This is a genomic window from Lacinutrix sp. MedPE-SW (genome assembly GCF_001874145.1).
Lineage (GTDB): Bacteria > Bacteroidota > Bacteroidia > Flavobacteriales > Flavobacteriaceae > Lacinutrix.
The window spans coordinates 135861-150048 of sequence record NZ_MPCX01000004.1 but is presented as its reverse complement, the minus strand read 5'-3'; the positions used below and the strand labels follow the sequence as shown (position 1 = coordinate 150048).

Here is a 14188-nt window from a genome sequence, read left to right as displayed (position 1 = left end):
TTTTATTTGTTATTTATACTTCAAATATCTTACAAGTTGTATGCTTTTAATATTTTATATGTCTCAATTGTAGTTTTTTATAGACCAATTGTTAATTGGTTATGTAAATTTCAATTCTTCTGTTTTTTAATCTGCCCTCACTAGTATTATTATCTGCTATTGGATTCTCTTCACCATAACCTTGAGAGGTTAGGCGATTGGCTTCTATACCTTTTTTTATTAAATAGGCTTTTGCAGAAGCAGCTCTTTTATCAGATAGTGCTAAATTAGTAGCTTTCGAGCCAACATTATCTGTATGTCCAGTGATATGAAATTTCATGTTTTTTTGTAAATCCATGATTTTAAAAATTTCATCTAAAGCTTGTTCTCCTTTTGTAGTTAATGATGTTTTACCGTTATTAAAAACTATAGTTTTTGAAAGATTATTTAAATCATTAATAACTTGCTGTTTAATTTTAGCATTTCTCTCTATTATTTGTTGGCGTTGAGCATTAGCTTGTTGTTTTTTTTCTAGGGGTGTTAATACTTTAGGGCAACCTTGATTTTCTTTTACTCCTGGTTGTTGTGGGCATTTATCAAACCTATCGTCTATACCATCACCATCTGTGTCAATTCTTGGGCAACCATCATCGTTAATCGCACCTTTTACTGTAGGACATTTGTCGTATTTATCTGGTGTGCCATCACCATCGTTATCTGGACAACCACGCATAGTTGCTGGTCCAAAATCATTAGGGCATAAATCTTCACTATCTATAACAGTATCGCCATCTGCATCAGGACAACCGTTTGCTTCTATAATACCAAATAAATCTGGACAAGCATCAACATCGTCATTAATACCATCACCATCTGTGTCTTTTCCTCCAAATCTAAATACAATACCTGCAGAATGTTGGTAATGCTTTAAACCATATTCTTTAAAAGCATGTTTGTAAACAGATTGTATGTTAAAACCAAAACGATTTCCAACCCATATATTTACGCCAACACCACCAGCTACTGTTCCTGCTCCAATTGTATCAAGCCATGTGTAACCACCACCAATAGTTACATAAGGATCTATTAAACCTAATCCTTTGGTAAATTGATATTTAAACATACCATCTAAAGATATGTATGGATATTCTACTCCTTGGAGTTCTTCACTAATTGGTGTGTTATCTTCAATAGAGTTTAAAGAAAAAACAGTTTCAAAAGTAATTTTGTTTTTAACTAAGCGCCCTACAGATAATCTAAATCCTGCTGTATTTAAATTCCAGGTTTTAAAGCGCCCATCTAAATCTTGATCACGAACTGGGTTATTTATAGCGTTAGCACCAAAATTTACTAACCAAGGATTATTTTTTGTTTGAGAAAAAGAGGCATGTGATAAAATTATGCACAATAAAATAAGTATAGAACGACCTAATGGTTTCATTGGGTTTGTTTTGAATTTAATTAATAGCTATAGCAAGATATATTAAAAATTACAATATCGAAAAAGAAAAAGCATTTTAACGGTCTAAGTGCTAGAAAATAAGATAAAATAAAATAAAATAAAGGTTATAGTAAACCTCTAGCTTTAATCTCTAAGTATTTGTTGATTGTGTTTACAGTAAGCTTTTCTGGTGCTGTTAAAATACTTTGTATTCCATATTTTTGAAGCTCTTTTACCATTAAGCGTTTCTCATACGAAAATTTTTCGGCAATAGTTTTGTGATAAATAGCTTGAAGATTTTCAGCATCTTGAGAGATAAGTTCATCTAACTCTGTATTTTCAAAAATTACAACCACTAATAAATGCTTTTTAGAAATAGCTTGTAAGTATGGTAATTGCCTTTTTAAAGCACTAATGTGTTCAAAATTAGTATATAAAAGTAGTAAACTTCTGTTAGTGATTTTTCTTTTTATTTGGGCATATAACATACCATAATCACAATCTGAAAACTGTGTGTCTATATTATATAAACGTTCTAAAATAGTATTTAAGTAAGTTAATTTTTGTGTGGCAGGTAAAAAAGAATCTACTGTTTTAGAAAACGTGAGCATACCTACCTTATCATGCTTTTTTAAAGCAACATTACTAAAAGCTAATGTAGAATTTATAGCATAATCTAATAACTTTAAACCATTAAAAGGCATTTTCATTACACGACCTGTATCTATTATAGAATATATAGGTTGTGATTTTTCATCTTGAAATTGATTAACCATTAATTGGCCACGTTTAGCTGTTGCTTTCCAATTTACAGTTCTAAAATCGTCTCCTTGAATGTAATCTTTTATTTGTTCAAACTCTGATGTGTTACCAATACGTCTAATTTTTTTTAATCCAACAGCAGTTAAATTATTGCTCATGGCTAAAAAATCGTACTTCTGCATTTGAATAAACGATGGGTATACAGCAACCATTTGCTCGTTTTGAAATTGAAATTTTCGTTTTACAATACGTAAGGTTGATGATGCGTATATATTTAAATTTCCAAAAAAATATTCACCACGCTCTACTGGCCTAACATTATATGTGAAATCGTGAACTTCATTAGACTGTAAATGAGTTAAGTACTCGAAATCTCTTTTTTGAAATTGTACTGGTAACTCATCTATAACAGAAATTTCAGTTTTAAAAGGATAGTTATTTGTTATTGTAACTGGTACAGGATTTTCGTCGCTGTTAGAAAACTTATCTGGTAATAAACGTCTTGCTTTTATTGGTTTTTTAAAACGATAAAGTAAAAGTAAGTCTGTAAAAAATAAAACAGAAATCACAATAGTAATTATCCATGCAATTGAAAACAAAATAGGAATCCAATACGATAATAAAAAACACACTGATGCACTTGCCAAATAGACAAAGAAACCGTTGTGTAAGTAAAGTGATTTTATAAATTTCATGTTTTATTCCAGGTTAAGCTTAACGTGTTTTAAGTGTTAGCTTGTGGTTATCTAGGTATTTCTACAGACTGCACAATCATATCTACAACATTTTCTGTAGTCATGCCTTCCATTTCACGTTCTGGTGTTAAAATAATTCTATGGTTTAGTATAGGTTTTAATGTCTTTTTCACATCTTCAGGTGTAACAAAATCTCTTCCGTTTATTGCAGCAAAAGCTTTTGCAGTATTTAATATTGCAATTGAGGCTCTTGGAGAACCACCAAGGTATAAATGTGGATGATTTCTTGTTTTAGAAACCAATTGGGCTATGTATTTTATTATTTTTTCTTCAACGACTATAGATTGTATTTGCTTTTTATAAGTTGCAATATCATTAGCATTTAAAATAGGCTCAATAAGTGTTTGCGGCTTTTCTCCTTTACGCTCATGATGCGTTTGTATTATTTTAATTTCGTCTTCTAGATTTGGGTAATCTACTTTTATTTTAAATATAAACCTATCTAATTGTGCTTCTGGTAAAGCATAGGTTCCTTCTTGTTCAATTGGGTTTTGCGTGGCTAAAACCATAAAAGGAGATTTAAATGGATAGGTTGTACCATCTATAGTTGCTTGGCGTTCTTCCATAGTTTCAAAAAGGGCAGCTTGTGTTTTTGCTGGTGCACGATTAATTTCATCTATTAAAACAATGTTAGAAAAAATAGGACCTTGATGAAATTCAAACTCTGATGTTTTCATGTTTAAAACCGATGTTCCTAAAACGTCACTTGGCATTAAATCTGGTGTAAACTGAATACGACTAAAATCGGTTTTTAAAACCTTAGCAAATAGTTTTGCTGTAACTGTTTTTGCAATTCCGGGAACACCTTCAATTAAAACGTGACCATCTGCAAATAGAGAAACTATTAATAATTCTATAAATTCTTGTTGGCCAACAATTACTTTACCTAACTCGGCTTTAATAGCATTTGCTGCATTTTTTAAATCCTCTAACGGGATTCTATTATTAAATTCTAACTCTTGGTTTTCCATGTGTTATGCGATTTAAATTTTTCTATTAAAGTGTTTAGTTTTTCTAATGCTTCTTTAGAAATATTTTTTTGATTTGAAATGTTTTCTATAGTTTTAAAAAGCGTTTTTGTAGCTTCAAAATCGTTATTGCTTCTTGCTGCTAAGTTTTTTAAAAATGCCTCGTCTATAGTATTTGTATTTAAATGTAATTGCGTTCTAATATAATCCATAAAATGTTGAATTTTATGTTGAGCGATATCTTGATGTTTACTGTTTTCATAGTACATATTTGCAATTGTACGTGTAAAATCTAGTGTTTGGTTACGCAAAGGTTTTACTACAGGTATTGCACGTTGTTTTCGTTTTCCTTCAAAAAGAATATAAAATAAAACACCAATTAGCATGATGTAATAGGCCCATTTTAACTCTTTGGCTTTTAAAAATACATAGAGTGGAGACGTGGCTATTTTTTTGCCAGATTTATAATGGTTATCAAAATAAATGGTTTTGTTTGGGTTTATGTACGATAAAAGTCCAGCTGTATAATTGTAATTTGGTTCTTCTAGCATAAAGTAATTTGTGTATGCCTGCGGAAATAAATTAATTATAATTTCGCCATCGCCAAAAGGTTGTTTAATAACGTTTGTATAACGTTTATTTGCAATAGAATCTGTTTCTGAAACATTTGAAACTTGCCCAATAACGGTTGTGTTTAAACTATCTATTTTATTAAAATAGTAAACAAAATTTGCTTTGTCGTATTGGTACTTTTTGTAATTGTTTAATGTACTATCTTTTAGGGTAAATTGATATTGGTTTTTAATGTTATCAAAATTACTTACAAAGGAGCGTTCTAAATTTAAAGTGTCTAAAATTTTTGAAGAAATAGTTTCAGATGCTATGGCTAGTGTGTTGCCTTTTGCTGTCCAGCTTAAAAGTTTATCTAATTCAGCTTTGTCAAATGTAACATCGGCATTCATAAAAAAATACGTGCCGTTTATGGTATTTTTATTTAAATACTCAAAAGGTGGTCGCTCTACATCAATTATATTTTCTTTAGTAAAAATACGCTCTAATTGTTCATGCAAAACATAAGAGCCAAAAGGAATTTTGTGATGCTTAGCATAGCTAGGAAACCAGTTTAATTCTTGTGGTTTATTGTATTCTAAAATTACAATTAGCACCACCACTAAAACAGTTAACCCAATGTATATTTTTCCTTTTTTATCCAATATTAATTATTTTACTTGGTTGTTAAGGTTAATAAATTTTTGTTTTAAACTTTCAAATTTTAAAGCATCTACTTTAAATTCTCCATACCAGACATAATCGTAAATTTTAGTTATTTTTTCAAATTGAGCTTGTATGGTATTGGTTTTAATTTCGTTTATATAATCTGCATTTGTTTTTTGTAATTGCCAATCAATTATATTGGTTTCAGATAAATTTTTAAGCGTTAGTAAGTAATAATATCTAATCGCTAAACGGTAATCGTTTTGCTTTATAGCTTCGGTTATTAAAGCATTTATATCTTCGTTTTTTATAATTTGTTCTTCGTCTGTAAAATTAATTGTAGCTTTATTTTGTTCACCATAAATTAGATTTCGGCTATTAACTTTTAGAAAAAACCTAATAAGTAAAAATATAAGTATACCTAATAAAATATATGGTAATACTCTAAAAATAAACCATACAATGCCTTCGGCTTTAGAGCCACCAAAAAGCCACTCGAAAAACTTCATTAATCCATTACGAACCCAGCGCTTAAATCGTGTCCACCAATTATCTGGGTCTTCTATAGTTTCTTTATAATTAAAGGCTTTGTCTTGCGTGTATTTTTCAAGGTCTTCTTTTGTAATATCCTGTTTTTTGTAATAGGAATCATTGTCTTGCAATGCCATTGCGTCTTGTTGGCCAAGACTTAAAAAGCAGACAAATAAAAATAAAAAGAAGCGACTTAGGTTTGGCATATTATTCTTCGGTTTTACCTAAAGAATCTATACGCTCAAAAGTACCTGTAAAGTTCTTTTTTTCATTTAAACTAAAATAAATAAATACCGAAGCAACAATAAATACGAGGTTAAGTAGAAATTGAAAGAATGAGCTTAGCACATTTAAAGCGATATAAACAGGATCTACAAATGAATCCATATTTGCAGGATCAAACTCTCCAGAAAAAACACCCATTTTCATGTAAGAGTACATCATGATTGGAATCATGAAACAGTATGCAATTACAATTAAAACCAGCCAAATTAAAAATACAGTAACGCCTGTCATGACCAACTCGTTTCTTACCAAGCTATAACTTTCTCCATAAGCATCTGTTGCATTTTTTTTAGCAAAAACATATATAGGAAACACCACTGCCATAGGAATCATGAAATAGAGTATAGGTAAACAGCATAGCATAATGGCAACACCTAAGGTTAAACCTTTTAAAATAGAAAGACCTAAAAATCCCCAAAAAGACTGGTGTACACTGGCTTTAATCTCTTGTAGTTTTGTTGTGCCATTATTATCTACATAAGATTTTATATAATGTAATGCAGTGGATACTGTAAAGGTATAAGCTAAAATTGCAGTAACTAAATATGCAGCGTAAGCCGCAAAAATCATAGCAAAATTCTCTGTAGGAAATGCGTCTGGATCTTGAAAGTTAAAAGAAAAACTATTATCAACTACATACATGTAAAATACTAAGCCAAATAGAAATAAGGCTAAATAGGGTCCAGCAACATTTATTATAGTTTTAAAAAAAGGTTTGTATTCGTTTCTAATAAAAGCAAAAGTATCTGAAAATATTTCTCCTAATTCACGTTTCTTTTTAAATTCTATATATTGTTTCATTTATTGTTGGTTTTTGTTCGTTTGGTTATTTGCAAGTATTTCCTGTTGTTTTTGCTTATTTAATTTTATTGGGTAATACACATAATAAAAAAGTATTACGGCTAATGAACTTGAAATAATAAAAATAGCTAGCCAGTCTGGCATTTCGGTATGTCTTGTAACAAAGCCTTCTAAAAATCCTGCAAGTATAAAAAATGGAATAGTACTCATTAAAATTTTTAGTCCATTTACAGCGCCACGTTTAAAAGATTCTAATCGTGTATAAGTGCCAGGAAAGAGCATGCTGTTTCCTAAAACTAAACCAGCACAGCCAGCAATTATAATTACCGAAATTTCTATAGTTCCATGAATCCAAATGGTTCTTGCCGATTCCCAAAGTAATCCTTCTTGATAAAAAAAGTATTGAAAACTTCCAAGCATAATACCGTTTTGCATCATAATAAATAAAGAGCCAATACCTAATAAAATACCATAGCCAAAAGCCATTAAAGCTACCTTTATATTATTTAATGTTATGCCAAGAAACATGTTAAATTCGCCTTGCTCTTTATAAACGCCCATTGGGTCGCCTTTTTCAATATTATCTAAGGTCATGTTTACATAACCGTCGCCCAAAAAACCACGAACAAAATCACCTTCGTTAGCAGCAGAGAATGCGCCAATAGCAACAAAAAGAGCAAATACTAAAAAGGCTACAAGTAATTCTCTATGATGTTGTGTAAACATTAAAGGAAACTCTTGAGTGAAAAAAGTAATAATCCTGTTTTTAGATTCTTTTTTTGTTTTATAAATTTTTTGATGCGCAGAAGAAGCTAGCCCATTTAAGTAGACTTCTGTATTACTATTAGGGTAAAAAGTTTTAGCGTAGCTTAAGTGATCTGTAATTTCAATATAAAGGCTTGATAAGGCTTCTGGAGTTATAGAAGTTTTATTTGATAGAACATTTTCAAATGTTAACCATTTATCCTTATTTTGCTTTACGAAAGCAGCTTCACGCATTTAATATCTCTTTTGCTTTCAAAGAAAAGAAAATATGAAGGAATTTCAAATAGAAACGGCTCAAAATATAGCGATTGAGCAAAATGCCGCAAGTATTGTAGATAGGATGCTTGGTTACATTATAGACTCTGCAATTATATATATTTATATAATACTTGCATACTTATTATTAATAAAATTAGATTTAGACCCGCGCGATTCTTGGGCTATATATTTATTATGTTCACTTCCTGCTTTTTTATATTATGTACTATTAGAAACATTTTGGGACGGACAAACCGTTGGTAAAAGTTTAGTAAAAACACGCGTTGTAAAATTAGATGGTTCTAAAGCTGGATTTGGTAATTATTTTGTACGCTGGATTTTACGTTTGGTAGATGTTGTATTCACCAGTGGCGGATTAGCAACCTTAACTATTTTATTAAAAGGAAATGGGCAGCGTGTTGGAGATATTGCAGCAGGAACTACCGTAATTACTGAAAAACGAAAGGTAAAATTAAGCGATACAATTATTAAAGATATAGATCCATCTTATATACCAAAATACAGTCAAGTTACTTTATTTAAAGATGCAGAAATACAAACCATAAAAACTGTTTTTGAAGATGCAAAACGACACGGAAACCATAATGTTATTTTAAAACTTAATAATCGTGTTAAAGAGGTAATGCAAGTAGAACCAATAGAAATACCTGTTGAGTTTTTAAACACAGTACTTAAAGATTATAATTATTACACTCAAAATATGTAAGGTAAAGTCTTTATTTTTTTAAATAGAGCTTTGACTTATTATAAAAGTATTTAAAACATGTTTTACATCATTGACATTTTAGGAACTATTGCTTTTTCAATTTCGGGAGTGTTAGTGGCGCTAAATAAAAAAATGGATGCTTTTGGTATTCTAATTATTGCCTTTGTTACAGCAGTTGGTGGCGGTACATTGCGAGATGTGCTTATTGGTGAAACACCAGTAAGCTGGATGAAAGATATGACCTTTGTTTATGTAATATTCACTTCTACAATATTAGCAGTTGTATTTAAAACCAAAATAGATTATTTACGAAAATCATTATTTCTTTTCGATACTATTGGTATAGGTTTGTATACTGTTGTAGGCATAGAACGTGGTATTTCGGCAGGATTGCATCCTATTATTTGTATAGCTTTAGGTACAATGTCTGCTTGTTTTGGTGGTGTAATACGCGATATTTTGTGTAACGAAATACCTATAATATTTAGAAAAGAAATTTATGCAACGGCATGTATTTTAGGCGGTATAGCATATTTTATAATTAAACGTTTACCTATAGAAGGTAACTTTGTGTTTATTATAGCTGGTTTAGTTGTAATTATAACACGTATTTTAGCAGTAAGGTTTAAACTACAGTTGCCTAACTTATATAAAAATTAAAAGCAATTATTTAAAAGTTTTGTGCAGCAAAAACAACTTTTGTAAATTCACAGCATGAGCAATACAATTCAATTTGAAGATTTTACAAAAGTCGATATTCGCGTTGGTACAATAATAGAGGTTAACGATTTTCCAGAAGCGAGAAATCCAGCATTTAAACTGGTTATAGACTTTGGTGATTTGGGCGTTAAAAAATCTTCAGCACAAATTACAACGCTTTATAAAAAAGAAGAATTACTAAATAGGCAAATTTTGGCTGTCGTTAATTTTCCTAAAAAGCAAATAGGTAAGTTTATGAGTGAATGTTTAGTTATAGGCGCTGTTGATGGTAAAGATGTAATGTTACTAAACCCTGAAGAGCAAGTGAAAAATGGAACGCCAGTGTCTTAGATAAAAAAATATATAAACAAAAAAACACCATTTCGTTAGAAATGGTGTTTTTTTGTTTATATATTTTAATTTTAAATATCATCAAAATCAATATCTGTAAATCTGCTTTCTGCAGTTTGAGTAGATGTTGTTTCTTCTACTGTAGCAGTTGCTTCTGTGCTTGGAGTAGGAGTGTTGTATTCTTTTTTGAAATCTTTTTGGTGACGATCACTTATAACTTCGTCTCCTTTTTCTGCTATAACATAATCTGTCATTTCTTGTAAAATAGAATTGAACTCAGAAAAATCTTCTTTATACAAGTAAATTTTATGTTTCTTATAATGAAACGATCCATCGTCGTTTGTAAATTTTTTACTCTCAGTGATTGTTAAATAATAATCTCCTGCTTTAGTAGCGCGAACATCAAAAAAATAAGTACGTCTTCCGGCTCTTAAAACTTTCGAGTAAATTTCCTCTTTCTCCATCATCTCGTTATTATGCATAGTTTTTTAGTTGTTGTGTTATTTTGTGTTTCAAAAATATAAAAAAATTAAAACCACACAACATTTTAGGGTTTTTCTTTTAAAGCTTCTATTTGTTGTTAATTGGATGTGTTTTCGGTTAATTGGTTTAAATAAAGCTCTTTATAATAGCCATCTATATCAATTAAGCTGCTATGTGTTCCTTTTTGTACAATTTTACCATCGTCTAAAACAATAATATGATCTGCATTTTTAGCTGATGATATTCTGTGACTCACAATTATGGTCGTTTTTCCAGCAGAAACCTTTTTTAGGTTGTTAAGTATTTTTTCTTCAGTTTCTGTATCTACGGCAGATAGGCAATCGTCAAATAATAATATTTCTGGATCTTTAATTATTGCTCTAGCAATAGATACACGTTGCTTTTGTCCTCCAGATAAAGTAATACCTCTTTCTCCTAAAACAGTTTCATATTGCTTAGCAAATTTGCTAATATTTTTATGTACTTGTGCATTTTTTGCAGCAGCAATTACTTCATTATCGGTTGCATTTTCTTTACCAAATTTAATATTGTTATTTATAGTATCGCTAAATAAAAAGGCATCTTGAGGTACATAACCAATGGCATCGCGAAGGCTATATAGATTTAACTGGTCTATTGGTGTGTTGTCTATTAATAGTGTTCCAGAGTCTATATCGTACAAACGGCCTATTAAGTCTAAAATTGTAGATTTACCAGAACCAGTTTTTCCTATAATAGCTAATGTTTCTCCCGCTTTTATATTAAAACTTACACCTTTTAAGGCTTTAATATTAGTATCGTCATATGTAAAGTGTACATCTTTAAAGCTAATATTACCTGTTATTTTAGATAGTGACGTATTTTTGTTTTTAATCTCTGGTTCTACTTTTAAAAACTCGTTTATTCTTTTTTGCGAAGCTTCTGCTTCTTGTACAATAGAGGTTACCCAACCAACGGTTGCTACTGGCCAAGTTAACATATTTACATACATTATAAACTCTATAATATTTCCTAAAGAAATTTCTCCAGCCATATATTGTTTGCCACCAAAATAGATAACTATAATGTTGCTAATACCTATTAATAAAAGCATCATAGGAAAAAAGAAGGCTTGAATTTGTACTAAATGTAGATGTTTTTGTTTGCTGCCTTCAGCTAAATTATTAAAGTTAGTAGCAGTTTGTGGCTCTATTCCATAGGCTTTTATAACCGAAATGCCACTAAAAGATTCTTGAGTAAATGTAGAAAGTTTAGATAAATATTGTTGTACTACAGTACTTCGCTTATGTATTTGTTTACTAATTTTATATATTAAAACCGATAATATTGGTAATGGAATTATAGTATATAATGTAAGTTGTGGTGCTTGTTTAAACATAAACACCAATACAACTATAAATAAAGTGATGGTATTAATACTATACATTATAGCAGGACCAACATACATTCTTACTTTACCAACATCTTCACTAATGCGGTTCATTAAATCACCAGTTCTATTTTTTTTATAAAAATTTAAAGAGAGCTTTTGGTATTGTTGGTAGACTTCGTTTTTTAAATCAAACTCTATATAACGCGATACATTAATAATAAGTTGACGCATAAAAAAAGTTAAAATCCCAGTAGCAATAGCAGTACCTATAATAAGGAGTATGCTTTCTAATAAAACCGATTTAAAAACCTCTAAGTTTTCAGTCGCATTTTGCATCTCGGCACTAATACTATCTATAATTTTAGATATTAGCTTGGGAATGAACACAGTAAATAACTTAGATGCAATTGTTATAATTATACCTAGTATAAGCTGTTTTTTATATTTAAGGAAATATTTGTTAAGGTGCTGTAATTCTTTCATTTACAGAAATTGTAGTTTTAAAGTTTTTAACAATTATTCAAATTTACATCCCGATTTTTGCAAAAAAATTAATAATAGGTTATTTTTGCGCGTTCTTTTTACATAATATGTAAAACTAAATTCCATTAATTAAACTAATATATATGGTATCAGAAGTTATTAATACAAACGAATTACATAAAATAGATCCAGTATTTGGGCAATTATCATTCGATAATCATGAGCAAATTGTTTTTTGCAACGACAAAGATACAGGATTAAAAGCAATTATAGGCATACATAATACAGTATTAGGTCCTGCTTTAGGAGGTACTAGAATGTGGCAATATAAGAACGAGTGGGAAGCATTAAATGATGTGTTGCGCTTATCTCGTGGTATGACTTTTAAAAGTGCCATAACAGGTTTAAATTTAGGTGGTGGTAAAGCCGTAATTATAGGTGATGCTAAAACACAAAAAACTCCAGAATTAATGAAACGTTTTGGAGAGTTTGTACACTCTTTAAGCGGTAAATACATAACAGCAGAAGATGTTGGTATGGAAACTAGTGATATGGATTTGGTACGTGAAGTAACACCATATGTAACAGGAATTTCAGAAAGTAAAGGTGGAGCAGGAAATCCATCTCCAATTACAGCTTATGGTGTTTTCATGGGAATGAAAGCTGCTGCAAAATATAAGTTTGGTACAGATGTTCTTGAAGACAAATCTGTAATCGTACAGGGTATTGGTCACGTTGGTGAATCTCTTGTAGAACATTTAACAAACGAAGGTGCAAAAGTTATAATCTCAGATATTAACGAAGGTCGCTTAAACGAAGTAAGTATTAAGTACGGCGCCGAAATTTACAAAGGAAACGATATTTATTTTGAAAAAGTAGACATCTACGCACCATGTGCATTAGGCGCAACTATTAACGACGATACAATAAATAAACTTCAAGCAAAAATTATTGCTGGAGCAGCAAATAACCAATTGGCAAATGAAAATATTCATGGTCAAATGTTACAAGATAAAGGTATTGTATATGCACCAGACTTTTTAATAAATGCAGGTGGAATTATTAATGTTTATGCAGAATTAGAGAACTACGGTAAAACCGAAATTATGCGTAAAACTGAAAATATTTACAATACAACACTAGAAATTTTATCTAATGCAGAAGCTAATGCAGTTACAACACATCAAGCTGCTTTAAACATTGCACAAGAAAGAATAAATGCTAGAAAAAAAGAAAATTCTAATAGCTAAGTATTCATAAAATATACTATTTTTGCAGAGCGAAAGTGACTACCACTTTCGCTCTAATTTTTTTAAGTTCTTTGTAAAGATGTTAAGTAGAAGACACATTAGAGTTAAAGTTATGCAGGTATTGTACGCCTTTAAAGGTACAGAAAGTGATGATTTTTCTAAAGATCAAAAATTTTTAATTTACAGTATAGATAATATGTACAATTTGTACTTGTTAATTATCTCGCTTTTAATTGCTGTGCAAGAACGTGCTGAGAGTCATTTAGAGAAAACCAGTAAAAAACACTTGGCAACAGACGAAGAAAAAAATCCTAACCGAAAATTTATTAATAACGAAGTTTTAGTAATGCTTAAAAATAACGAGCAACTAAAATCTAGAATTAATGAAATTAAAACTATAAACTGGGATTTAGATAGTGAATATGTAGAAATTATTTTTAGAGCAATACTTAAAAGTGACCTATATAAAGACTATTTAAAAACAAAAACATCTACATTTTATGAAGATAGAGATTTTATTGTCGATGTATTTAAAGAAATTATAGCGCCTAACGATAAGCTTTACGATTATATTGAAGATAAAAACCTAACCTGGTTAGACGATTTACCAACAGTAAATACATCAATATTAAAACTTTTACGTAAAGTAAAACCACAGTCAGACGCATTTCATTTTATGCCAAAGTTGTATAAAAACCTAGAGGATAAAGAATTTGCAATTAAATTGTTTAAAAAAACACTTTTAAACCAAAGTATTTTATCTAAAGAAATCGCATCTAAAACTACTAATTGGGATGCAGATCGTATTGCAAATATTGATTATTTATTACTTAAAATGGGTATTTGTGAAATTAAAAACTTCCCGTCAATACCAACAAAAGTAACTATTAATGAGTATTTAGAAATTTCTAAAGAATACTCAACACCAAAAAGTAAAGTCTTTATTAATGGTATTTTAGATAAGTTGGTTAAAGAATATGAAAACGAAGGAAAACTAAATAAAGTTGGCCGTGGGTTGATGTAGTTGAAAATTATTATTATTTTTACGCTCATTACCCAAAAT

Annotated in this window: 14 protein-coding genes; 5 read left to right on the top strand and 9 right to left on the bottom strand. The window is 30.0% G+C overall.

Annotated elements, in window-relative coordinates:
* Positions 1–91 precede the first annotated feature (91 nt).
* The 7 genes from BM549_RS05645 to BM549_RS05615 form a co-directional block, all read right to left on the bottom strand.
* Complete coding sequence (locus tag BM549_RS05645) at positions 92–1420, bottom strand: OmpA family protein (RefSeq protein ID WP_290469379.1); 1329 nt, start codon at positions 1418–1420, stop codon at positions 92–94.
* A 125-nt stretch (positions 1421–1545) separates the two neighbouring features.
* Positions 1546–2877 carry a DUF58 domain-containing protein gene (locus BM549_RS05640; RefSeq protein WP_290469378.1) on the bottom strand — a complete coding sequence of 444 codons (1332 nt, stop codon included), beginning with the start codon at positions 2875–2877 and terminating at the stop codon, positions 1546–1548.
* A gap of 47 nt (positions 2878–2924) precedes the next feature.
* The gene (locus BM549_RS05635) at positions 2925–3908 is read right to left on the bottom strand and encodes a MoxR family ATPase (RefSeq protein WP_290469377.1); all 984 of its coding nucleotides are present in this window, start codon (positions 3906–3908) and stop codon (positions 2925–2927) included.
* Positions 3890–5119 (bottom strand): DUF4350 domain-containing protein, encoded by a 1230-nt coding sequence (locus BM549_RS05630; RefSeq protein WP_290469376.1) that lies wholly within the window; start codon positions 5117–5119, stop codon positions 3890–3892. The genes BM549_RS05635 and BM549_RS05630 overlap by 19 nt, the downstream gene beginning before the upstream one ends.
* Before the next feature lie 6 nt (positions 5120–5125).
* Positions 5126–5857 (bottom strand): DUF4129 domain-containing protein, encoded by a 732-nt coding sequence (locus BM549_RS05625; protein ID WP_290469375.1) that lies wholly within the window; start codon positions 5855–5857, stop codon positions 5126–5128.
* A gap of 1 nt (position 5858) precedes the next feature.
* A complete protein-coding gene (locus BM549_RS05620; protein WP_290469374.1) occupies positions 5859–6737 on the bottom strand; it encodes a hypothetical protein in 879 nt (292 codons plus the stop codon).
* A complete protein-coding gene (locus BM549_RS05615; protein WP_290469373.1) occupies positions 6738–7736 on the bottom strand; it encodes a stage II sporulation protein M in 999 nt (332 codons plus the stop codon).
* A 34-nt stretch (positions 7737–7770) separates the two neighbouring features.
* On the opposite strand from BM549_RS05615, the gene BM549_RS05610 reads away from it, so the two are divergent.
* From BM549_RS05610 to BM549_RS05600, 3 genes are read left to right on the top strand one after another with little or no spacing between them, the layout of a single operon-like run.
* The gene (locus BM549_RS05610; RefSeq protein WP_290469372.1) at positions 7771–8487 is read left to right on the top strand and encodes an RDD family protein; all 717 of its coding nucleotides are present in this window, start codon (positions 7771–7773) and stop codon (positions 8485–8487) included.
* Between the two features lie 57 nt (positions 8488–8544).
* Positions 8545–9147 (top strand): trimeric intracellular cation channel family protein, encoded by a 603-nt coding sequence (locus BM549_RS05605; protein WP_290469371.1) that lies wholly within the window; start codon positions 8545–8547, stop codon positions 9145–9147.
* A gap of 54 nt (positions 9148–9201) precedes the next feature.
* Positions 9202–9537 (top strand): tRNA-binding protein, encoded by a 336-nt coding sequence (locus BM549_RS05600; protein WP_013870551.1) that lies wholly within the window; start codon positions 9202–9204, stop codon positions 9535–9537.
* Positions 9538–9608: 71 nt separating this feature from the next.
* On the opposite strand, the gene BM549_RS05595 is transcribed toward BM549_RS05600, so the two are convergent.
* Positions 9609–10019: a PUR family DNA/RNA-binding protein gene (locus BM549_RS05595; RefSeq protein ID WP_041301456.1), complete on the bottom strand. Its 411-nt coding sequence runs from the start codon at positions 10017–10019 to the stop codon at positions 9609–9611.
* A 98-nt stretch (positions 10020–10117) separates the two neighbouring features.
* Positions 10118–11875, bottom strand: a complete 1758-nt coding sequence (locus BM549_RS05590; RefSeq protein WP_290469370.1) for an ABC transporter ATP-binding protein — start codon at positions 11873–11875, stop codon at positions 10118–10120.
* A 143-nt stretch (positions 11876–12018) separates the two neighbouring features.
* On the opposite strand from BM549_RS05590, the gene BM549_RS05585 reads away from it, so the two are divergent.
* Positions 12019–13125 (top strand): Glu/Leu/Phe/Val dehydrogenase, encoded by a 1107-nt coding sequence (locus BM549_RS05585; RefSeq protein WP_290469369.1) that lies wholly within the window; start codon positions 12019–12021, stop codon positions 13123–13125.
* Between the two features lie 112 nt (positions 13126–13237).
* On the top strand, positions 13238–14149 hold the full coding sequence (gene nusB, locus BM549_RS05580) for a transcription antitermination factor NusB (RefSeq protein ID WP_290469368.1): 912 nt from the start codon (positions 13238–13240) through the stop codon (positions 14147–14149).
* The last annotated feature ends 39 nt before the right edge of the window (positions 14150–14188 follow it).